This window comes from Stenotrophomonas sp. 85239_Sma, assembly GCF_056481725.1.
Map to the genome: position 1 here is coordinate 3,459,843 of NZ_CM151163.1, position 21,079 is coordinate 3,480,921.

The 21,079-nt window shown below is 59.8% G+C and carries 22 protein-coding genes and 1 pseudogene; 11 read left to right on the plus strand and 12 right to left on the minus strand.

Going from position 1 to position 21,079, the window contains the following annotated elements:
- Positions 1–173 precede the first annotated feature (173 nt).
- The 3 genes from ACYKG1_RS16155 (at position 174) to ACYKG1_RS16165 (ending at position 1,757) form a co-directional block, all read left to right on the plus strand.
- Positions 174–509 carry a DMT family transporter gene (locus tag ACYKG1_RS16155; protein ID WP_004883073.1) on the plus strand — a complete coding sequence of 112 codons (336 nt, stop codon included), beginning with the start codon at positions 174–176 and terminating at the stop codon, positions 507–509.
- Positions 510–521: 12 nt separating this feature from the next.
- Positions 522–851 carry a DUF3313 domain-containing protein gene (locus tag ACYKG1_RS16160; RefSeq protein WP_478470901.1) on the plus strand — a complete coding sequence of 110 codons (330 nt, stop codon included), beginning with the start codon at positions 522–524 and terminating at the stop codon, positions 849–851.
- 44 nt (positions 852–895) lie between these two features.
- Positions 896–1,757, plus strand: a protein-coding gene (locus ACYKG1_RS16165; RefSeq protein ID WP_155888429.1) for an IS5 family transposase whose coding sequence is annotated in 2 segments (ribosomal slippage) — positions 896–1,311 and positions 1,310–1,757 — 864 coding nt in all. Because the reading frame shifts where the segments join, the coding sequence is not laid out codon by codon here.
- A 4-nt stretch (positions 1,758–1,761) separates the two neighbouring features.
- Here the strand turns inward: ACYKG1_RS16165 and ACYKG1_RS16170 are convergent.
- Complete coding sequence (locus ACYKG1_RS16170; protein ID WP_478472759.1) at positions 1,762–2,430, minus strand: FTR1 family iron permease; 669 nt, start codon at positions 2,428–2,430, stop codon at positions 1,762–1,764.
- Between the two features lie 48 nt (positions 2,431–2,478).
- Complete coding sequence (locus ACYKG1_RS16175) at positions 2,479–2,715, minus strand: GNAT family N-acetyltransferase (RefSeq protein ID WP_478470902.1); 237 nt, start codon at positions 2,713–2,715, stop codon at positions 2,479–2,481.
- On the opposite strand from ACYKG1_RS16175, the gene ACYKG1_RS16180 reads away from it, so the two are divergent.
- The gene (locus tag ACYKG1_RS16180) at positions 2,674–3,150 is read left to right on the plus strand and encodes an acyl-CoA thioesterase (protein WP_478470903.1); all 477 of its coding nucleotides are present in this window, start codon (positions 2,674–2,676) and stop codon (positions 3,148–3,150) included. The two genes, ACYKG1_RS16175 and ACYKG1_RS16180, sit on opposite strands and share 42 nt — an antisense overlap.
- Positions 3,151–3,190: 40 nt before the next feature.
- A complete protein-coding gene (locus ACYKG1_RS16185) occupies positions 3,191–4,153 on the plus strand; it encodes a LysR family transcriptional regulator (protein ID WP_478470904.1) in 963 nt (320 codons plus the stop codon).
- Positions 4,154–4,192: 39 nt separating this feature from the next.
- On the opposite strand, the gene ACYKG1_RS16190 is transcribed toward ACYKG1_RS16185, so the two are convergent.
- Both ACYKG1_RS16190 and ACYKG1_RS16195 read right to left on the minus strand, forming a co-directional pair.
- Complete coding sequence (locus ACYKG1_RS16190; RefSeq protein WP_368035727.1) at positions 4,193–5,914, minus strand: amidohydrolase; 1,722 nt, start codon at positions 5,912–5,914, stop codon at positions 4,193–4,195.
- 224 nt (positions 5,915–6,138) lie between these two features.
- Positions 6,139–7,700, minus strand: a protein-coding gene (locus ACYKG1_RS16195; protein ID WP_368035728.1) for an IS3 family transposase whose coding sequence is annotated in 2 segments (ribosomal slippage) — positions 6,139–7,271 and positions 7,271–7,700 — 1,563 coding nt in all. Because the reading frame shifts where the segments join, the coding sequence is not laid out codon by codon here.
- Between the two features lie 165 nt (positions 7,701–7,865).
- Between ACYKG1_RS16195 and ACYKG1_RS16200 the strand changes: the two genes are divergently transcribed.
- Both ACYKG1_RS16200 and ACYKG1_RS16205 read left to right on the plus strand, forming a co-directional pair.
- A complete protein-coding gene (locus ACYKG1_RS16200; protein WP_368035729.1) occupies positions 7,866–9,119 on the plus strand; it encodes an amidohydrolase family protein in 1,254 nt (417 codons plus the stop codon).
- 223 nt (positions 9,120–9,342) lie between these two features.
- Complete coding sequence (locus tag ACYKG1_RS16205; RefSeq protein ID WP_368035730.1) at positions 9,343–10,539, plus strand: S41 family peptidase; 1,197 nt, start codon at positions 9,343–9,345, stop codon at positions 10,537–10,539.
- Between the two features lie 172 nt (positions 10,540–10,711).
- Here ACYKG1_RS16205 and ACYKG1_RS16210 read toward each other — a convergent pair whose 3' ends face one another.
- Together ACYKG1_RS16210 and ACYKG1_RS16215 are read right to left on the minus strand one after the other, a co-directional pair.
- Entirely contained in the window at positions 10,712–12,292 is a 1,581-nt protein-coding gene (locus tag ACYKG1_RS16210) for an IS91-like element ISCR22 family transposase (protein ID WP_011798713.1), read from the minus strand.
- A 182-nt stretch (positions 12,293–12,474) separates the two neighbouring features.
- Positions 12,475–12,681 (minus strand): hypothetical protein, encoded by a 207-nt coding sequence (locus ACYKG1_RS16215; RefSeq protein WP_020205952.1) that lies wholly within the window; start codon positions 12,679–12,681, stop codon positions 12,475–12,477.
- Positions 12,682–12,780: 99 nt separating this feature from the next.
- Between ACYKG1_RS16215 and ACYKG1_RS16220 the strand changes: the two genes are divergently transcribed.
- Positions 12,781–13,071: a hypothetical protein gene (locus ACYKG1_RS16220; RefSeq protein ID WP_478470905.1), complete on the plus strand. Its 291-nt coding sequence runs from the start codon at positions 12,781–12,783 to the stop codon at positions 13,069–13,071.
- A gap of 6 nt (positions 13,072–13,077) precedes the next feature.
- Here ACYKG1_RS16220 and ACYKG1_RS16225 read toward each other — a convergent pair whose 3' ends face one another.
- The 3 genes and pseudogenes from ACYKG1_RS16225 to ACYKG1_RS16235 all read right to left on the minus strand — a co-directional run bounded on the left by ACYKG1_RS16225 (position 13,078) and on the right by ACYKG1_RS16235 (position 16,226).
- Positions 13,078–13,989, minus strand: a complete 912-nt coding sequence (locus ACYKG1_RS16225; RefSeq protein ID WP_478470906.1) for an ABC transporter six-transmembrane domain-containing protein — start codon at positions 13,987–13,989, stop codon at positions 13,078–13,080.
- A gap of 266 nt (positions 13,990–14,255) precedes the next feature.
- A pseudogene (locus ACYKG1_RS16230) lies at positions 14,256–15,837 on the minus strand (IS91-like element ISCR22 family transposase).
- A 182-nt stretch (positions 15,838–16,019) separates the two neighbouring features.
- Entirely contained in the window at positions 16,020–16,226 is a 207-nt protein-coding gene (locus tag ACYKG1_RS16235; protein WP_020205952.1) for a hypothetical protein, read from the minus strand.
- Positions 16,227–16,325: 99 nt separating this feature from the next.
- Between ACYKG1_RS16235 and ACYKG1_RS16240 the strand changes: the two genes are divergently transcribed.
- Positions 16,326–16,616 carry a hypothetical protein gene (locus ACYKG1_RS16240; RefSeq protein WP_478470905.1) on the plus strand — a complete coding sequence of 97 codons (291 nt, stop codon included), beginning with the start codon at positions 16,326–16,328 and terminating at the stop codon, positions 16,614–16,616.
- A 6-nt stretch (positions 16,617–16,622) separates the two neighbouring features.
- On the opposite strand, the gene ACYKG1_RS16245 is transcribed toward ACYKG1_RS16240, so the two are convergent.
- From ACYKG1_RS16245 to ACYKG1_RS16255, 3 genes are all read right to left on the minus strand, one after another.
- Positions 16,623–17,534 (minus strand): ABC transporter six-transmembrane domain-containing protein, encoded by a 912-nt coding sequence (locus ACYKG1_RS16245; RefSeq protein WP_478470906.1) that lies wholly within the window; start codon positions 17,532–17,534, stop codon positions 16,623–16,625.
- 266 nt (positions 17,535–17,800) lie between these two features.
- On the minus strand, positions 17,801–19,381 hold the full coding sequence (locus ACYKG1_RS16250; RefSeq protein WP_011798713.1) for an IS91-like element ISCR22 family transposase: 1,581 nt from the start codon (positions 19,379–19,381) through the stop codon (positions 17,801–17,803).
- Positions 19,382–19,563: 182 nt separating this feature from the next.
- Positions 19,564–19,770, minus strand: coding sequence for a hypothetical protein (locus ACYKG1_RS16255; RefSeq protein WP_020205952.1), 207 nt, complete (start codon positions 19,768–19,770; stop codon positions 19,564–19,566).
- 161 nt (positions 19,771–19,931) lie between these two features.
- On the opposite strand from ACYKG1_RS16255, the gene ACYKG1_RS16260 reads away from it, so the two are divergent.
- Together ACYKG1_RS16260 and ACYKG1_RS16265 are read left to right on the plus strand one after the other, a co-directional pair.
- Positions 19,932–20,766, plus strand: a protein-coding gene (locus tag ACYKG1_RS16260) for an IS5 family transposase (RefSeq protein ID WP_478470907.1) whose coding sequence is annotated in 2 segments (ribosomal slippage) — positions 19,932–20,347 and positions 20,346–20,766 — 837 coding nt in all. Because the reading frame shifts where the segments join, the coding sequence is not laid out codon by codon here.
- Between the two features lie 40 nt (positions 20,767–20,806).
- Positions 20,807–21,076: a hypothetical protein gene (locus ACYKG1_RS16265; RefSeq protein ID WP_478470908.1), complete on the plus strand. Its 270-nt coding sequence runs from the start codon at positions 20,807–20,809 to the stop codon at positions 21,074–21,076.
- The last annotated feature ends 3 nt before the right edge of the window (positions 21,077–21,079 follow it).

The window sequence follows — 21,079 nt, forward strand, 5'->3', positions numbered from 1 at the left end:
CCACACGCTTCCCCCGATCTCTCTCGTGGCCGGAGAGATCGGGGAGACAGATTCTCGCCATCAGAGAGTTTAAGAAGAAATCAGAAGCAGAGCGAATTGACCGCCTACTGCCTATTCTTTGATGCTTTGATGCTTTGATAATCAATTTTCACTGAATAGATTTGGAGAAATATATGAACCCGTTGTCATGGAATCCATGGTTGGTTCTACTGATTGCCGGCCTGTTCGAAATCGGTTGGCCACTAGGCCTCAAGATGGGTGCGGCCAATGCAGCGATGCGCTACGTGGGGCCGGCGATTGCAGTTGCCTGTATGGCAGCCAGCGGCTTTTTCCTATGGTTATCTCTTAAACAGATCCCCATAGGAACAGCTTATGCGGTCTGGACCGGCATCGGTTCGCTGGGCGCGTTTTTCGTGGGCGTGTATGTGTTCGGCGATACCGCCTCCTTGATACGTTGGGTTGGAATTGCGCTGGTTGTTGCTGGCATCGTCTGTCTGAAAATGGGATAAATGAAAATATATATGAAACGCCCTATTTCATTAATCCATTTTGTGCTGCTGGCAGGCCTCACGGCAACCTTATCTGGCTGTGCTTCAAACGGAATGACTCGATCAGGGTTTCTTGGTGATTACGATGTATTGGGAAAAACGAAGTACGAAAATGTTCTGCTCTTCAAGGCGCCAGGCTTTGAACCCAGTCGTTACCGGGAAATATTAGTCGAGGATGCTCAGGTAGTGACGGCAACTGGACGCATAGGTGGGCTTGAAGCTGAGCAAGTGCGAGAGCTTCTCGATCACGTCAACAGTGAACTGCGACATCTCCAAACTAAGAGCTTATCCGTAAATAGTTAGAATGTCACTCCGAGCCGTATTGGACACGGTGTTGGAGACGCATGATGGGCAAGCGAGTTGATTCCTGGGTGGTAACGGATGCGCTCTGGCAGCGCGTGGAACCACTGGTACCGCAACGCGCTCTTGTAGCGGGCAAACAGTATGTGCGCAAGCCTGGAGCCGGTCGCCCGGCGAAGCCGGCGCGCCTGGTGTTCGAGGCCATCGTGTATGTTTTGCGCACGGGCTGCCAGTGGAAGGCGTTACCTGTGGAGCGCTTTGGTAGCGCCAGTGCCGTTCACAAGCGCTTTCTCGAATGGGAGAAGGCCGGCTTTTTCGAATCGGTCTGGAGAGCCGGGCTGGCAGAGTACGATGACATGCAGGGTATCGCTTGGCGCTGGCAAAGCATCGATGGCGCAATGATGAAGGCGCCTCTGGCGCAGGAGGCTGTAGGGCGCAATCCCACGGACCGGGGAAAAAAAAGGAAGCAAGCGGCACCTGTTGGTGGACGGCCGTGGCGTCCCGCTGTCGCTCGTCGTGACCGGGGCCAACGTCCATGACTGCAAAGGATTGGATGCCGTGCTCGGCGCAGTTGTGGTCAAGCGAAAGAGTCCACCGTGCAGACGGCACAAGCATCTGTGTGCCGATGCGGGCTACCGAGGTGCTGAGCACCTGCGCACAATGCAAAGGCATGGCTATATTCCTCACGTCGTTGGCCGACGCAAGGAGGCCGAGGCCAAGCGGCTCAATCCCAAGCAGAAGGCGAGGCGCTGGGTGGTCGAGGTGTGCCACAGTTGGTTCAACCGTTTCCGCAAACTGCTGGTGCGCTACGAGAAGCTTGAGCGCAGCTTCCTTGCGCTCAACCACTTGGCGGCGGCCATCATCGCTTTCCGCAAGGTGCCATTGAGCGTCAACATAATTTACGGATAAGCTCTTAGTTTTGCTGCATTGCCGTCTGACGAGACGAACGCAAATTGATCGTGAAGGCCACTACAACGATGACTAACACGGCGAACTGCGCTGAGAGTGTTTGCCACGACGGATAGATGCCTAGTAGGTCGATGCGTGGGATCGCAATCGGGCTGGTATGCAACAACCCGGCCTCTTGCAGTCCCGCAATACCCTTTCCCGCCAAGACCACGGCAAGTATGGCCACCAGCAGTGAGCTGGCAGCGAAGAACTGGCCAATCGGCAGGCGCGCACTGGTGCGCAGCAGCACGGCTGCAAGCAGGGCCAGGATTCCCATGCCGGTGCCCAAGCCTGCCAGCAGGGGCCAGCCATTTCCCTCTGTCCAGAGCGCAGCATAGAACAGCACCGTCTCAAACACTTCACGGTAGACGGCAACGAAGGCCAGCGAAAACAAGAACCAAGCCGTGCGTTTGTTGAGCGCCGAGGACAGCTTTTCCTTGAGATAGACCTGCCAGCGGCCAGCAACGCTCTTCTGGTGCATCCACATGCCCACACCCAGCAAGACCACGGCAGCAAAGAGTGACGAGAACCCTTCCGTCAGTTCGCGGCTCGCCCCGCTGACGCCCACCAAGTAGGTTGCCACGGCCCATGTAATGCCGCCTGCGGCCAGCGCGGACGCCCAGCCTGCATGCACGTAGATCAATACGTCTTTCCGTTCGGCTTAAAAACGTGGTGCGCTGAATTACCAGGTTTTAGCCAGATACTGCGCCTGTTGCCCGGTATAACTGGCCAGGTTTTGAATGGCTTGCGACGTTAAAGCGGTGACAGGATGAAAACCTCGTTGTTGCCAATAAGAAGCTGAATTTTGCACTGCAACCAGTGTTAAAGCTGAAAGTGAACACTGCCGCGCCTGCTGCTCAGCTGCGGCCAGCAATTGTTGCGCAACCCCCTGCCCACGGGCGTCACTACTAACCGCCATATCATGCAGATACAAACAATCAGCTTGCGTAACTTCAGTAAAATCTTCACCAAGCTGACTGAACAGATCAATCCCCGCTTTAATGAAACTGACGCGCTGGGCCATATCAATAACACAGTGCTGGCCTGCTGGTTTGAAGGCGCCCGCGACCCGCTGTTTCGTTTGTTTACCGCCGATTTGGATCCGGCCCACTGGCGGCTGATCCTGGCAAAATTCAGTGTCGAATTTCATGCCGAACTGTTTTACGGCCAACCAGTTGAACTGCGAAGCTGGGTCAGCCGGGTTGGCGGCAGCTCATTTGATGTGACGCAGGAAGCCTGGCAAGCCGGCCATAAATGCGCCAGCGGTGTCGCCGTGTTGGTGCAATATGATTTTGCCGGCAAACAAAGTGTCGCGCTGAGCGAGTCGTTAAAAACGCAGTTGCTGGCGTTGTGATGCCACGGCTACACCTCTGCCATGATGCGATGATCTGATGATGAAAAAACCCAGCGCTGCCAGCGATACCCTGACGCTGCATTATCTGCAAGCCTTTGTCCTCAGTGCAGAATTGGGTTCCGTTTCTGCTGCAGCGCGGGTGCTTGGCAAGCGGCAGTCTCAGGTGAGTCTGTGGGTGCAGGAGCTGGAAATCGAACTGGCGCAAAGCTTGTTTATCCGCAGTGGCAATAGCCTGCAACTGAGCGCCGCCGGTCAAAGTCTATTGCCGTTGGCCCAGCACACGCTGGCACAATCAGCGCGGCTGCAGGCGGCAGCGGCTGCGTTGCGACAACAACACAGCTTGGTGTTTCATATCGGCGTCGCCCGCCATATCCCACAACCGCTGTTCGCTGCGGCCATAGCCCGCTTTATCGCGTTACACCCACAGGTGCAGTTACGTGTAACGACCCACAGCGAAGACTACTTACAAGACCAGTTGGCCGGGGGTGGTTTTGACCTGATCCTGGTGCATGAAAGTCTGACGCAACATAGCAGCAGTTATGATTATTGCCGGGTTGGCTATTACGATGAAGTCATGGTGGTCAGAACGGGTCACCCTTTGTTGCAGCAACCTGGCAGCGCCGCGCATCTGGCGGCAGGCGATGCAACTGGTGTCACGCAGCACTTTAGCAGTGCCGACTTAGCGCCGTACCGCGAACTGGTCTGCAGCGCGGAAAGCCCGGCGACGTTGGATGAAAGTGGTTACAGCGGCCAGTTTAGCCTGCTGGACGATTTCCCCACGCTGCGGGCGGTGTTGTGCCGCACAGACAGCCTGGCCTTGTTGCCGCTGGTGTTAGTGCAAGCCGATCTCGACGCAGGCTTGCTACAAATTTTGCCGCTGGCGCAGGAGCGCTCCACTATCCGCCGACGCCTGGAATTACGCTGGCCGCTTGGCAGCCAGCATCAACCGTTGACGGCTTGCTGGCTGGCATTGTTACAACAAACCCTGACCAACAGCCGTTAGCCTCTGATTGCCTGCTCACCGCCAGCCCATCTGCGTCGGTTAATAGTCCGGGTGTTGATAAACCACCCGGCCCTGTAACACAGTCAGCAAAATCCGGCTCCGGCGAATTTGCGCCGGCGTCGCCTGGCTGATATCCCGATCGAGCAGCACTAAATCAGCCGATTTGCCGACCGTCAGCGAACCGGTTTCAGCAGCCAGCCCCAGCGCTTTGGCAGCATTGATGGTGTACGCATCCAGTGCGCCGGCCACATCGCTGAAAGCGCCATCCTGCAGCTCCAGTGCATTGGCAATGCTGATCAACGGATTGAGCTCATTCACATTCCAGTCGCTGCTTAGTGTCAGATTCGCGCCCGCTTGCCGCAGCGCGGCCACCGGCATTAAACGGGCGGCCCGCGCTTCACCCAACAACCAGGGTTCAGCCCACTGATGATCGGCATGTAACACCTCGTCATTGCCAATTTGCATATCCGCATCAACCTGCAGTTGTTTAAAACGCGGCAAATCTTCGGCGTCGACCAGCTCTAAGTGTGTCAGGCCGTACAAGCGGGTTGAGCCTTGCCGACGCGCCTGCGCAATGGCATCCAGTGCCTGCCGGGTGCCGCCATCGCCGATCGCATGAATATGCGCGCCATACCCCAGCGTGTTTAGCTGCTGCAGCCACCAGGGCAGCTGATCCGGTCCGATATAATCCAACCCGGTGGGCAAGTCAGGATTGATGGTGTGCCGGTACGGCTTCAGCAAACGGGCGGTGCCATTTTGCAGCAAACCGTCACTGTAGATTTTGACCTGATTAATCACTAACAACCGGCTCAGGTCCGGTTGATAAGCCTGGCGGAAAAATTGCAGTTGCCGTTGGGCAGCATCCGCCGGATACACCCAAGGCCGTACGCTGACCCGCGCGGTCAGTTGTCGGTCGCGTTCCAGTTGTTGCCAGCTTTGCAACCAGCCACGTTGCCAGTACAAGCGGCCATCACCGACCGTGGTAATACCGTTCGCTGCCAACTGGCGCAAACCACGCAGCAGTCCGCGCCGGTGGGCACTCTGCAAATCCGGCTGCGCCAGCCAGGCTTGTTCAAACAAACGATCGCCGGCGTTATCGAGCAAAATACCGCTGAGGCTGCCATCTACCTCACGCAGCATACGGCCACCTTGCGGATCCGCCGTGTTGGCGTCGATGCCACCCAGCGCCAATGCCGCGCTGTTCGCCCACATCGAATGGGAGGTTTGTTCCATGATGATCACCGGGTTAGCCGGATACAACCGATCCAACATCGCTAATGGCGTCTCATCACTGAGTTTGAGCAACTCAGCCAGCTGATGCCCGTATCCCAACACCCACTCGCCCGGCTGCAACGCTAAGGTGCGCTGGCACTGCAATAACAGCGGTTCGTAGTCACGGTAACCAGCGGCGTCGGACAAATCACAATCGCCGCCAATCTCTGCATCTGCTTCAAACACATGGTTATGGTTGTCGATAAAACCGGGCGCAATAAAAGCCTGCCCGACATCCTGCCAGTCTGCCTGTTGCGGGTATTGCTGTTTTGCTTGTGCTGCAGTGCCGATAAAGGCGATGCGGCCCTCTTTCATCACCAGCGTATCTGCCGCCTGATGCTGATAAATCACCGCATTGGTGAGCACGGTCACCGGCGGGGCTGAGGTCAATGTATTGGCGAGCGGCAATGGACTGACTGATTCATCAGCCGCTTTGCAACTCAGTAATAAAGTGCTGCTACACAACAAACACAGCGGTAAAAGTTTCATATTTTCGCACTCAATCTGCTTAAACTTTGTGCATAGTAACCATTTTTAGCAGCAGTAAAAGTTAGTCAGCATCACATAAACGAGATAGCAAAAACGACATCAACCGCCCCATCACCTTCGGCAGCACAGTTGACAGCGGCAGCCTGCCCACATTGTTACTGAAGTAACTTTGCTGTGAACTATGCAACATCATCCGGTGCGTGTCAAGATAGTTGTCGCGCAAGTCATGCGGCCAATTGTTGTGTATCGTGATGCAGCGTGAGGCCTTCGATCACCGCGTCGCGCTCGGGGTTGAGCGTGACGGCGCCGATGGGCTGCCAGTTGCGCGTGTGCCGACTCCAGCGCGACGGATGGCGCTGGCGGGCACGTTCGTAAACCTGATGCCTGGCCGCCAGGATCGCTTGGTCACGCCCTTCATGCCGCGCTGCCGGGCTCACGTAGCGGATGCCGCCGTGCAGATGCTCATGGTTGTACCAATGCACAAACTGCGCCGCCCAGTCGCGAGCGGCGTGCAGGACGGCAAAGCCACGGGCAGGGAACTCGGGCCGGTACTTGGCGGTGCGAAACAGCGATTCGACAAAGGCGTTATCGTTGCTGACGCGTGGGCGCGAGTACGAGGGCTTGATGCCCAGCCAATGCAGCATGGCCAGCACCGTGGTGGCTTTGAGCGTGGAGCCGTTGTCGCCGTGCAGCACGGGCTTGCTCGCCTGTGTGGCAATGCCCTCGGCCAGCGCCGTGCGGCGCACCAGGTGCGCGGCATGGCAGGCGTCGTCGTGCTCGTGCACCTCCCAGCCCACGATCTTGCGACTGTAGAGGTCTAGGATCAGATACAGGTAGAACCAGCGCCCGGCGATCTGGGCGGGCAGATAGGTCATGTCCCAGCACCAGAGCTGGCGCGGGCCACTGGCCACATGCGTGCTCGGGCCGCGTCGCGCCTGCGGCGCCTTGGCGCGGCCGCGATGGGCGGCTTGCCCTTGTGCGCGCAGGATGCGGTAGAAGGTCGATTCGCTGGCCACATAGCGGCCTTCATCGGCCAGCGCAGGCACGATGCGCGCAGGCGGCTGGTCCGCAAAGCGCGGCTCGTTGGCAATGCGCAGCACCTCGGCGCGCTCGGCTTGGCTGAGCGCATGGCTTGGCCTGGGTCGCTGCGCCTGGGGGCGAGCGTCACAGCGGATGGAGCCGTCGGCTATTGTCCAGCGCTGCAGCGTGCGCAGCGTGATGCCGGCCGTCTCGCAGGCCTTGTACAGACTGGCGCCATCGCGGTGCGCTTGCCCGATCAGTTCCACCAGATGTCGGCGGTCTTGCAGCGGGATCATGCGTCCTCGCCCCCCGGCAAGACCGCCTCGAGCTTTTTTGAGAGCACCAGCAATGCCGCGGTCTCTGCCAACGCCTTGTCCTTGCGGCGCAGATCGCGCTCGAGTTGTTTGATGCGGCGCTGCTGGGCCTTGGCTTGGGCCGGGCTGCTGCGCTCGCTGGCTGTGCTGCCCAGTGCCTCGGTGGCCGCCTGGCGCCACTCGATGAGCTGCTGCGGGTACACGCCGTTGGCGCGGCACCAGGCATTGCGTTGCTGTTCATCCATGGCCGCCGTCGTCAGCAACGCCTCAAAACGGGCTGCAGGCGTCCAGGCCTGGGCAGCGGCCGGCGGCGACAACGCCGCATCGCGCCACTTCTGCAGCGTCTGCACGCTCACACCAAATTCCCGCGCCACGTCTGTCAGCGAAGCGCTCTCAGGCGGCAGCAACCGCGCCACAGCACGGTCCTTGAATGCTTGTCCGTATCTGGCCAACTTGTTCTTCCATCATCGCCCCCAGGTTCAGAGTTCTATGCGGGCGACATCTATTCTGACGCGGGGGGCATCAATAGAGTCATATGGTTACAATATGATATTATCGGTACGGATTGTTTTTTGTTGCTGCTGTTGCAACATCGGATTGATTAGCTGGAAACTTTTATGCGTTTATTATGGATGTTTGGCTTCGGTATTTTTTCATGGGTTGCCGAGGCAGCGACTGAGCTGCAACACGGTCTTTGGTATCAACAAGGGCAATTTGTCGCGCAAACCTGGTATGAGGTTGATGGCAAGCTAACCCGCAATAAGCCAGCGCAAATCCGGCAAACTCTCGATTTAAACGGCGGTTATGTCGTACCGCCTTTTGCTGAGGCGCATAATCACAATCTGCAAAACCCTTGGTTAGTGCAGAATTTTCACCAGCGTTACTTGCAAGACGGCGTGTTGTACGGCCTGATGATGTGCGGCAACCACGGCAATGATCAGGCCACAAAGCAGGCACTGGCTCAGTTACCAATGAGTATCGACAGCGTGGGCGCCTGTATTTCCAGTTCTGACGGTCACCCGCTGCGGTTAGCGGTGAAAGCCGCCCCCGGCCAACCGGATCTGCAGCCGGCACAAGTGTACGACAGCGCCTATATCGTGATGGATACTCCGGCCGATATCGCAAAAAAGTGGCCATTGTTTAAAGACACCAAAGCCCGCTGGGTCAAAATCATCCTGGTCCATTCCGAACAACCGCAGCGCCGGACGGATAAACAATTGTTTGGCCTCAATGGCTTAGCACCTGAGGTGGTGCGGCCACTGGTCAGCTTTTTACACCAGCAAGGCTTAAAGGTGACCGCCCATGTTGAATCAGCCGCCGATTTTGCGCTGGCGGTGGAGGCTGGTGTGGACTTGATCGCCCACCTGCCGGGTTATCAGTGGTGGCAAGGCTATGCGCCGGCACTATACCGGTTGTCAGATGCCAGTATTGCCATGGCGGCGCAAAAACAGATCGCCGTGATCGCAACGGCGGGCATCAGTGCGGTGTTTTATCAAAAAGAACAAGACAAGCTGCCGGCGGTCCAAGCGCTGCAGCGCGACAACCTGCAGCGGCTGAAACAAGCAGGTGTTCAAGTACTGGTCGGCTCTGATCGCTTCGATGCCAATGTGCTGGCCGAAGTCAATTATTTGCAGCAAATGGGCGTTTACTCCAATGCCGAATTGCTGCAGCTGTTGGTCAGCGACACACCACGTTTTTTATTCCCCGGCCGTGCCATTGGTGCTTTGGCCGAAGGGCATGAAGCGAATCTGTTGGTTCTGCACGACAATCCGCTGAAGAACTGGCAGGCGCTGAGCGACATCCAACTAAGGATGTGGCAAGGGAAAGTGATTCAACTACCGCCCAAAGAGAAATCAGCAAGTCCGCAATAATGTCCGATCAGCGGGAGCATCATGCTCCCGCTGGGGTGGCAGATCTGCCCCGCCAGGCCGTTGATGCCGCGTATACCCGGCAATGACACCGCATATTTGTCTCTAATTCGTATAAATTCCACGGGTTTTGTTACATATCCTGCTCATTTCTACCACAGACTTGCCAACATTGCGCTGGCTACACTGCCCGACACGACAACCAACGCAACAATGCACCGACATCATGACAATATCTTCGCATCCTATCGTCTTCACGCTGCTCGCCACTATCTGTTTGCCGGCATGTAACGACAGCAACCAAACCAGCCCCGACCTGTTGATCACACAGGTTTCTCAGCTTAATCAGGTACAAGGGCTTTGGCACAAGAAAGCTTATGGTGAAATCATCGCCATCGGTAATGACCGGGTTAAGCGTTATCAATTCAACAGTAAAGCCTGCCTGCTACTGCAGGATGATAGCTATCAAACAGCACTGCAGAACCAAATTGACTCGCTGCGCCTGAAAAACGGCACCCTCTTAGCAGTGACCGAAAAAGGCAGGCCTATTGCCGATAGTTTTGCCAAAATGGCCGAACTGCCGGCCGCCTGTACAGCGCCATTAACGGTGCAACAACAGAACAGCCCCAGTCAGGTTTTTGAGTACTTTTGGCATACATTTCATGATTATTATGCCTTTTTTACGCTGCGAAACCTCAACTGGCAGCAGCAGTACCAGCGCTATGCACCGCAGATCCATGATGGAATGAGCGATGAAGCATTGTTTGCAGTGCTTGCTGAGATGGTGGATCCATTGCAAGACGCGCATATTTCGCTTGAAAGTGATTTCAAATCATTTACCGCATTTAAGCCTGCACCGCTATTGCGTAGCGCCACAGCAATCGCCCAATCTGAACTGTCGGCAGACGATGCCCCAGACACCGAAAGCGTCGTCAGACAAATGTTGGCTGCGGCCAGCCACATCGCTGCCGGTTATCTGACACCACAAAGCCTCAGGACTTTCCCGGCGGAAGGGGATGAAAAAACCTTGTTGTGGGGGATCACCCCGGATAACGCCGGCATCCTGGTGATCAACAACATGGCGAAATTTCAGCAAAACCCAGCGGCGACTGAAGTTGAACAACTGCAAGCCGCCGAAGCCATGCTAGACAAGGTCTTCAGTGAACTGAGCGGTACTGACGGGCTGATCGTCGACATCCGGCATAATCTGGGTGGCGATCTGTTTATTGCCCAAGCTATCGCGAATCGTTTTGCCAGCAGCGATCAACTGGTCGCGACATGGCAGGCCAATAACCGCTGGGGCCAGGGAGAAGCGGCCACATTGAGCCTAAGCCGTCACCCCAGACCTTACACTAAACCGGTGTATTTACTCACCAGTGAACTGACCATGAGCGCAGGGGGGATAGGAAATCCAACCGCATGAGCACAAGTATAGCACACGTTTGGGGCGTCTCAGGCATGCACACAGGGGACTGCTGGGTTGATTTCTCAAAGCCAGTTGCCCGAGATTTTTCGGTATGACCCGTTTTTGGCGGTGACAGGCGCAGCGCTGCCTCGCAACGTTGGCAAAACCACTGTTAACCGCTGTTGCCACCCTACCAACTGACGCGCTGATCGACCTCGAAGTCCGGGGCCGGTTGGGTCGCTTCATCCCAGTCTGGGGCTGGCTCCACGCCCTCTGCGGCTTGCGCGTCGCACTCGTCCCACAGTGGCGGCCCGCGTGCCGGGGTGATGTGCGGCGGCTCCGTCTCCACCCCGATGTGCTCCAGTATTTGGCGGATATCGGCACTGTGTGTGATGAAGGCGATGATGTGCATTTGCCCGCCGCAGATGGGGCACAGCAGCGGGAACACCTCGTAGATACGGGCCATCAGCACCGCCCACAAATAGTGCGCCGGGCGCTTGGGTGGCACCGGCTGGGCGGGCTCGGTCTGGGTTGGCAGTGGGCTTCTTACCCCAAGTGCGCCCTCGCCTGCAGCCGTGCTGGCTGGCTCGGCTTGCACCTGCGCCGGTTTCACCGCTGCATCACGCGCCAGCGCCGTGACGGCAGGCCTCAAGGGTGAGTTCGGTGCCAGCACGCCAAAGTAGCGGTGGCGGTGCGTGCGCGGCGGGGGCACCAGCTTGGCGATACGTTCAATCAGCTCCAGCGGGGTGAGGGTGATCTCATCGGCCTTTACGCCGCGCTTGTTGTGAGGCAGGCTGCCGGGCTCGCTGTGCTGCTTGGCGCAGCGGTAGACCAGCTCGCTGCCCGCTTTGCGCAGCCGCTCCATGGCAAACGGCGGGCGGGCGCAGTAGCGCAGCAGCCGCTCCAGCCCGGCGCGGTCGTGCGCCGCTATGCACACGCTGGTGTCCGCCGAAAACCCGCTGTGCTTGTAGCCCAGCATCTCTTGGGCCTCGAAACTCTCCAGCAGGCCCCGTCCGACAAAGGCGCGCAGGATGCGTTTGCGTAAGCTGGCCTGCACCTGACCCACGGCATCCGCAGTCACGCCGGTGGCGGGGTGGAAGATGATGCGCGATGGTGAGCTTTGAGAAGCTGCATCAGCAGCATCGCCCTCCTCGCCCGCCACTTCCTCAAACACGCCATCGACTGCGCAGACATGGAAGTGCACATGCTCGTTCAGACTGGAGCCAAAGCGGTGGATGAAGGCGACTGCGCCTATGTGCAGTGCTGCCTTGTCCACATTGGCCGCACCAGGGCTGTTGGCTTGCAGCGTTTGCGCGATGACGCGTAGGAAGATGCGCAGCACCATGCCCAGCACCGGGCCCTCTCGCTGCATGTAGTACCGCAGCCGTTTGGGCACCGACAGCACCCACTGGCGCACCGGCAGGCGGGGAAACACATGGTCGGTGAGGTGTGCCGCCGTCTCAGCCATGCGCCGGGTGTTGCATGAGGGGCAGACACCCCTGCCTTTGCACGAGAAGGCGACCAGGAAGTCGTGTCCGCAGTCGTCGCAGCGGGCGCGGGCAAAGCCGTGGGCGAAGATGCCGCACTCCAGATATTTCTCGAACGCTTTGCGCACGTAGGGCCTGGGGCTGTGGTGGTCGCCCTGGCCCTCAAATTGACCCTCGCAAGCCAGCTCCAGCCAGCTCTCGTAGTGCTCGGCCACGGTTTGGTAGAGCAGAGTGCGTTCGGGGTGGCGGGGGTTGTAGCGCTTGGGTTTGGCGGTGGCTGGCATGAATACTGCGCAAATACACAGTATTTTGCAGACTTCTCCTCAGCCGTGTGAACGCTGGTCAGGAACCGCCTCTATTCGCCGGTGAGGTGGCGGTTTTGATGCGCGGCGGGTTCAGCTGAGCAGCGCCTGCTGGTCTGGCCTGGCTTTGATCGGGGTGTACTCTCGGCGGTTATTCGCACCGGTTACTCGCGCGACGGCTGACCGACCAGTCCCATGTACTGGTCGGCAAACGAGAAGCGCGCGCCGACGCGGTTGCCGTAGTAGAGGTCGTGGTGCCAGAGCGTGAGCGTGGTGCCGCCGTCGTACTCCGCCTGCTGCGGCTCCCACGGTTGGCCGCAGAAATTCAGTGCGCTGAAGCGCATCGGGGCCAGCGCCGGCTGGCCGGCCATGAAGGTGGCTTCGTAGGCGCGGGTCGCTAATGCACCATGGACTTCAGGCGTGAAGCTTTCGCGGCCCCCACTAATCGAGCAGGCAATGCCATCAGCACCATGGAGCAGGGTAATGTGCTGATGCAGGAAGGCCTGTCGCGCAATGCCGACGTCGCGTCGGCCCTGGCACGCATTGACGAACAAAGCCGCTCGGCCGGCCAGCAGTTTGCCGCGATCACCACCGCCACCCAGGAGCAGAGCAGCACCGCAACCCTGCTCAGCAGCAACCTGCAGAGCATCGCCCTGGCCAATAGCGAGCAGCGTGAAGTGGTGTCGAACCTGGCCGTTACCGCCAAGGAACTGGAGACCCTGGCGGCAGGGTTGCGCCAGGAAGTGGATCGGTTCCGCTAAGGCTGATCAGTCCCCCAGCCCCGGGTCCACCCGTTTGCCGATGTCCTTGAGCCGCGCCAGTTGATCAACCATCCCTGGCGCTTCGTCGAGGCTGCTGACAAAGGTCCACAGATAGGTCATCACTGCATAGATATGGCCGGCCTTGACCGCCGGTGACAAGGCCAGTTGGCTGATCGCGACGATGAACAGCAGCGCGGCCAACGCGCCGAAGAACAGGTAGGCAGCGGCCTCGCGGTCCGACAGCCAGATCCGCAGGCGCGACAGCAGTTGATAATGGCGTCGCAGGGTTTGGGCGCCGACTTTCTCTACCAGGCCGATCTCCTTCTCCAGGCGGTTGTTCAACCGTTCGTGCAGTTGCTCGTTACGGCGGGCAAAGCGCGGCAGCAGGGTGATGCATATCGCCAGCGCGGCAAAGCAGGCCAGGCCAACCCAAGGTTCAATCACCAATAGCATCACGGCTGCACCGACGATGGACACCAAGGCCGTTGCAATAATGGGCACATGTTTTTCGAAGAAATCGACAAAGTCCCGCGCCAGTACCACCCGCGCGGCGGCCTTTGACGTGCTGTGATTTTGCAGGCGCTGATTGAGAATCACCGGTACGGCAAGATCGGCGTAGATCCGGGTGAAGGTGCGGGTATCCAGGGCCCGGCGTGCGGCACCGACTACCCAGAAAGCCATCACCACCGCCGCATAGAACAACGCACTGCCGGCATCGCCGCGCAGGATCGAGTCCACCGCAAAACCGGCAAACAGGGGATAGGCCAGCAGCAATGCGTTCTCCAGCGCGACCAGTGACAGCGTGCAGAACAGCTTGCCGGGATAGGCCTTGGCGATTGCCTTGAGGGTTTGGCTGGCGGATTGCTGGCCGATTTTCTTGCTTTCTTCGATCAGGATGTGTGGCGTTACGGATGGCATGGGTGCACCAAAGGAGTAATAGGCGCTACTATTGAGCGACCGCTCAAGTATCCTTGAGCAGTCGCTCAAGGGGATAGGAAATCCAACCGCATGAGCACAAGTATAGCACACGTTTGGGGCGTCTCAGGCATGCACACAGGGGACTGCTGGGTTGATTTCTCAAAGCCAGTTGCCCGAGATTTTTCGGTATGACCCGTTTTTGGCGGTGACAGGCGCAGCGCTGCCTCGCAACGTTGGCAAAACCACTGTTAACCGCTGTTGCCACCCTACCAACTGACGCGCTGATCGACCTCGAAGTCCGGGGCCGGTTGGGTCGCTTCATCCCAGTCTGGGGCTGGCTCCACGCCCTCTGCGGCTTGCGCGTCGCACTCGTCCCACAGTGGCGGCCCGCGTGCCGGGGTGATGTGCGGCGGCTCCGTCTCCACCCCGATGTGCTCCAGTATTTGGCGGATATCGGCACTGTGTGTGATGAAGGCGATGATGTGCATTTGCCCGCCGCAGATGGGGCACAGCAGCGGGAACACCTCGTAGATACGGGCCATCAGCACCGCCCACAAATAGTGCGCCGGGCGCTTGGGTGGCACCGGCTGGGCGGGCTCGGTCTGGGTTGGCAGTGGGCTTCTTACCCCAAGTGCGCCCTCGCCTGCAGCCGTGCTGGCTGGCTCGGCTTGCACCTGCGCCGGTTTCACCGCTGCATCACGCGCCAGCGCCGTGACGGCAGGCCTCAAGGGTGAGTTCGGTGCCAGCACGCCAAAGTAGCGGTGGCGGTGCGTGCGCGGCGGGGGCACCAGCTTGGCGATACGTTCAATCAGCTCCAGCGGGGTGAGGGTGATCTCATCGGCCTTTACGCCGCGCTTGTTGTGAGGCAGGCTGCGCGGGCTCGCTGTGCTGCTTGGCGCAGCGGTAGACCAGCTCGCTGCCCGCTTTGCGCAGCCGCTCCATGGCAAACGGCGGGCGGGCGCAGTAGCGCAGCAGCCGCTCCAGCCCGGCGCGGTCGTGCGCCGCTATGCACACGCTGGTGTCCGCCGAAAACCCGCTGTGCTTGTAGCCCAGCATCTCTTGGGCCTCGAAACTCTCCAGCAGGCCCCGTCCGACAAAGGCGCGCAGGATGCGTTTGCGTAAGCTGGCCTGCACCTGACCCACGGCATCCGCAGTCACGCCGGTGGCGGGGTGGAAGATGATGCGCGATGGTGAGCTTTGAGAAGCTGCATCAGCAGCATCGCCCTCCTCGCCCGCCACTTCCTCAAACACGCCATCGACTGCGCAGACATGGAAGTGCACATGCTCGTTCAGACTGGAGCCAAAGCGGTGGATGAAGGCGACTGCGCCTATGTGCAGTGCTGCCTTGTCCACATTGGCCGCACCAGGGCTGTTGGCTTGCAGCGTTTGCGCGATGACGCGTAGGAAGATGCGCAGCACCATGCCCAGCACCGGGCCCTCTCGCTGCATGTAGTACCGCAGCCGTTTGGGCACCGACAGCACCCACTGGCGCACCGGCAGGCGGGGAAACACATGGTCGGTGAGGTGTGCCGCCGTCTCAGCCATGCGCCGGGTGTTGCATGAGGGGCAGACACCCCTGCCTTTGCACGAGAAGGCGACCAGGAAGTCGTGTCCGCAGTCGTCGCAGCGGGCGCGGGCAAAGCCGTGGGCGAAGATGCCGCACTCCAGATATTTCTCGAACGCTTTGCGCACGTAGGGCCTGGGGCTGTGGTGGTCGCCCTGGCCCTCAAATTGACCCTCGCAAGCCAGCTCCAGCCAGCTCTCGTAGTGCTCGGCCACGGTTTGGTAGAGCAGAGTGCGTTCGGGGTGGCGGGGGTTGTAGCGCTTGGGTTTGGCGGTGGCTGGCATGAATACTGCGCAAATACACAGTATTTTGCAGACTTCTCCTCAGCCGTGTGAACGCTGGTCAGGAACCGCCTCTATTCGCCGGTGAGGTGGCGGTTTTGATGCGCGGCGGGTTCAGCTGAGCAGCGCCTGCTGGTCTGGCCTGGCTTTGATCGGGGTGTACTCTCGGCGGTTATTCGCACCGGTTACTCGCGCGACGGCTGACCGACCAGTCCCATGTACTGGTCGGCAAACGAGAAGCGCGCGCCGACGCGGTTGCCGTAGTAGAGGTCGTGGTGCCAGAGCGTGAGCGTGGTGCCGCCGTCGTACTCCGCCTGCTGCGGCTCCCACGGTTGGCCGCAGAAATTCAGTGCGCTGAAGCGCATCGGGGCCAGCGCCGGCTGGCCGGCCATGAAGGTGGCTTCGTAGGCGCGGGTCGCTAATGCACCATGGACTTCAGGCGTGAAGCTTTCGCGGCCCCCACTAATCGAGCAGGCAATGCCATCAGCACCATGGAGCAGGGTAATGTGCTGATGCAGGAAGGCCTGTCGCGCAATGCCGACGTCGCGTCGGCCCTGGCACGCATTGACGAACAAAGCCGCTCGGCCGGCCAGCAGTTTGCCGCGATCACCACCGCCACCCAGGAGCAGAGCAGCACCGCAACCCTGCTCAGCAGCAACCTGCAGAGCATCGCCCTGGCCAATAGCGAGCAGCGTGAAGTGGTGTCGAACCTGGCCGTTACCGCCAAGGAACTGGAGACCCTGGCGGCAGGGTTGCGCCAGGAAGTGGATCGGTTCCGCTAAGGCTGATCAGTCCCCCAGCCCCGGGTCCACCCGTTTGCCGATGTCCTTGAGCCGCGCCAGTTGATCAACCATCCCTGGCGCTTCGTCGAGGCTGCTGACAAAGGTCCACAGATAGGTCATCACTGCATAGATATGGCCGGCCTTGACCGCCGGTGACAAGGCCAGTTGGCTGATCGCGACGATGAACAGCAGCGCGGCCAACGCGCCGAAGAACAGGTAGGCAGCGGCCTCGCGGTCCGACAGCCAGATCCGCAGGCGCGACAGCAGTTGATAATGGCGTCGCAGGGTTTGGGCGCCGACTTTCTCTACCAGGCCGATCTCCTTCTCCAGGCGGTTGTTCAACCGTTCGTGCAGTTGCTCGTTACGGCGGGCAAAGCGCGGCAGCAGGGTGATGCATATCGCCAGCGCGGCAAAGCAGGCCAGGCCAACCCAAGGTTCAATCACCAATAGCATCACGGCTGCACCGACGATGGACACCAAGGCCGTTGCAATAATGGGCACATGTTTTTCGAAGAAATCGACAAAGTCCCGCGCCAGTACCACCCGCGCGGCGGCCTTTGACGTGCTGTGATTTTGCAGGCGCTGATTGAGAATCACCGGTACGGCAAGATCGGCGTAGATCCGGGTGAAGGTGCGGGTATCCAGGGCCCGGCGTGCGGCACCGACTACCCAGAAAGCCATCACCACCGCCGCATAGAACAACGCACTGCCGGCATCGCCGCGCAGGATCGAGTCCACCGCAAAACCGGCAAACAGGGGATAGGCCAGCAGCAATGCGTTCTCCAGCGCGACCAGTGACAGCGTGCAGAACAGCTTGCCGGGATAGGCCTTGGCGATTGCCTTGAGGGTTTGGCTGGCGGATTGCTGGCCGATTTTCTTGCTTTCTTCGATCAGGATGTGTGGCGTTACGGATGGCATGGGTGCACCAAAGGAGTAATAGGCGCTACTATTGAGCGACCGCTCAAGTATCCTTGAGCAGTCGCTCAAGGGGATAGGAAATCCAACCGCATGAGCACAAGTATAGCACACGTTTGGGGCGTCTCAGGCATGCACACAGGGGACTGCTGGGTTGATTTCTCAAAGCCAGTTGCCCGAGATTTTTCGGTATGACCCGTTTTTGGCGGTGACAGGCGCAGCGCTGCCTCGCAACGTTGGCAAAACCACTGTTAACCGCTGTTGCCACCCTACCAACTGACGCGCTGATCGACCTCGAAGTCCGGGGCCGGTTGGGTCGCTTCATCCCAGTCTGGGGCTGGCTCCACGCCCTCTGCGGCTTGCGCGTCGCACTCGTCCCACAGTGGCGGCCCGCGTGCCGGGGTGATGTGCGGCGGCTCCGTCTCCACCCCGATGTGCTCCAGTATTTGGCGGATATCGGCACTGTGTGTGATGAAGGCGATGATGTGCATTTGCCCGCCGCAGATGGGGCACAGCAGCGGGAACACCTCGTAGATACGGGCCATCAGCACCGCCCACAAATAGTGCGCCGGGCGCTTGGGTGGCACCGGCTGGGCGGGCTCGGTCTGGGTTGGCAGTGGGCTTCTTACCCCAAGTGCGCCCTCGCCTGCAGCCGTGCTGGCTGGCTCGGCTTGCACCTGCGCCGGTTTCACCGCTGCATCACGCGCCAGCGCCGTGACGGCAGGCCTCAAGGGTGAGTTCGGTGCCAGCACGCCAAAGTAGCGGTGGCGGTGCGTGCGCGGCGGGGGCACCAGCTTGGCGATACGTTCAATCAGCTCCAGCGGGGTGAGGGTGATCTCATCGGCCTTTACGCCGCGCTTGTTGTGAGGCAGGCTGCCGGGCTCGCTGTGCTGCTTGGCGCAGCGGTAGACCAGCTCGCTGCCCGCTTTGCGCAGCCGCTCCATGGCAAACGGCGGGCGGGCGCAGTAGCGCAGCAGCCGCTCCAGCCCGGCGCGGTCGTGCGCCGCTATGCACACGCTGGTGTCCGCCGAAAACCCGCTGTGCTTGTAGCCCAGCATCTCTTGGGCCTCGAAACTCTCCAGCAGGCCCCGTCCGACAAAGGCGCGCAGGATGCGTTTGCGTAAGCTGGCCTGCACCTGACCCACGGCATCCGCAGTCACGCCGGTGGCGGGGTGGAAGATGATGCGCGATGGTGAGCTTTGAGAAGCTGCATCAGCAGCATCGCCCTCCTCGCCCGCCACTTCCTCAAACACGCCATCGACTGCGCAGACATGGAAGTGCACATGCTCGTTCAGACTGGAGCCAAAGCGGTGGATGAAGGCGACTGCGCCTATGTGCAGTGCTGCCTTGTCCACATTGGCCGCACCAGGGCTGTTGGCTTGCAGCGTTTGCGCGATGACGCGTAGGAAGATGCGCAGCACCATGCCCAGCACCGGGCCCTCTCGCTGCATGTAGTACCGCAGCCGTTTGGGCACCGACAGCACCCACTGGCGCACCGGCAGGCGGGGAAACACATGGTCGGTGAGGTGTGCCGCCGTCTCAGCCATGCGCCGGGTGTTGCATGAGGGGCAGACACCCCTGCCTTTGCACGAGAAGGCGACCAGGAAGTCGTGTCCGCAGTCGTCGCAGCGGGCGCGGGCAAAGCCGTGGGCGAAGATGCCGCACTCCAGATATTTCTCGAACGCTTTGCGCACGTAGGGCCTGGGGCTGTGGTGGTCGCCCTGGCCCTCAAATTGACCCTCGCAAGCCAGCTCCAGCCAGCTCTCGTAGTGCTCGGCCACGGTTTGGTAGAGCAGAGTGCGTTCGGGGTGGCGGGGGTTGTAGCGCTTGGGTTTGGCGGTGGCTGGCATGAATACTGCGCAAATACACAGTATTTTGCAGACTTCTCCTCAGCCGTGTGAACGCTGGTCAGGAACCGCCTCTATTCGCCGGTGAGGTGGCGGTTTTGATGCGCGGCGGGTTCAGCTGAGCAGCGCCTGCTGGTCTGGCCTGGCTTTGATCGGGGTGTACTCTCGGCGGTTATTCGCACCGGTTACTCGCGCGACGGCTGACCGACCAGTCCCATGTACTGGTCGGCAAACGAGAAGCGCGCGCCGACGCGGTTGCCGTAGTAGAGGTCGTGGTGCCAGAGCGTGAGCGTGGTGCCGCCGTCGTACTCCGCCTGCTGCGGCTCCCACGGTTGGCCGCAGAAATTCAGTGCGCTGAAGCGCATCGGGGCCAGCGCCGGCTGGCCGGCCATGAAGGTGGCTTCGTAGGCGCGGGTCGCTAATGCACCATGGACTTCAGGCGTGAAGCTTTCGCGGCCCCCACTAATCGATCGAACGAGCCAACTAAGAGCTTATCCGTAAATAGTTAGAATGTCACTCCGAGCCGTATTGGACACGGTGTTGGAGACGCATGATGGGCAAGCGAGTTGATTCCTGGGTGGTAACGGATGCGCTCTGGCAGCGCGTGGAACCACTGGTACCGCAACGCGCTCTTGTAGCGGGCAAACAGTATGTGCGCAAGCCTGGAGCCGGTCGCCCGGCGAAGCCGGCGCGCCTGGTGTTCGAGGCCATCGTGTATGTTTTGCGCACGGGCTGCCAGTGGAAGGCGTTACCTGTGGAGCGCTTTGGTAGCGCCAGTGCCGTTCACAAGCGCTTTCTCGAATGGGAGAAGGCCGGCTTTTTCGAATCGGTCTGGAGAGCCGGGCTGGCAGAGTACGATGACATGCAGGGTATCGCTTGGCGCTGGCAAAGCATCGATGGCGCAATGATGAAGGCGCCTCTGGCGCAGGAGGCTGTAGGGCGCAATCCCACGGACCGGGGAAAAAAAAGGAAGCAAGCGGCACCTGTTGGTGGACGGCCGTGGCGTCCCGCTGTCGCTCGTCGTGACCGGGGCCAACGTCCATGACTGCAAAGGATTGGATGCCGTGCTCGGCGCAGTTGTGGTCAAGCGAAAGAGTCCACCGTGCAGACGGCACAAGCATCTGTGTGCCGATGCGGGCTACCGAGGTGCTGAGCACCTGCGCACAATGCAAAGGCATGGCTATATTCCTCACGTCGTTGGCCGACGCAAGGAGGCCGAGGCCAAGCGGCTCAATCCCAAGCAGAAGGCGAGGCGCTGGGTGGTCGAGGTGTGCCACAGTTGGTTCAACCGTTTCCGCAAACTGCTGGTGCGCTACGAGAAGCTTGAGCGCAGCTTCCTTGCGCTCAACCACTTGGCGGCGGCCATCATCGCTTTCCGCAAGGTGTAAGTCCGAAGCTCCCGCATCGTCAGGCCGCATACGTGTGCGTGTGGCAATTACGACCATTGAGACGCCCAATAGAGCAGTCAACACCCTAACGACGTTGCTTGTTGGACCAGTGACAACTGGGGGAGCTAGTTTGGAGTTTGAGGCAGTAGATGAACAAACAGATCGTCGGGTGGCTGCTGCTAGCTGCTTCGAGCACGGCAACGCTCTCGCGGATTTCAAAGGCTCCTACACACTGCTCGGGCATGCAAAGTCTGCAATCACCACCTGCCTTGAACGGATCAATAGCGCTTGGAGAAGTGCTGGCTCGTGAATA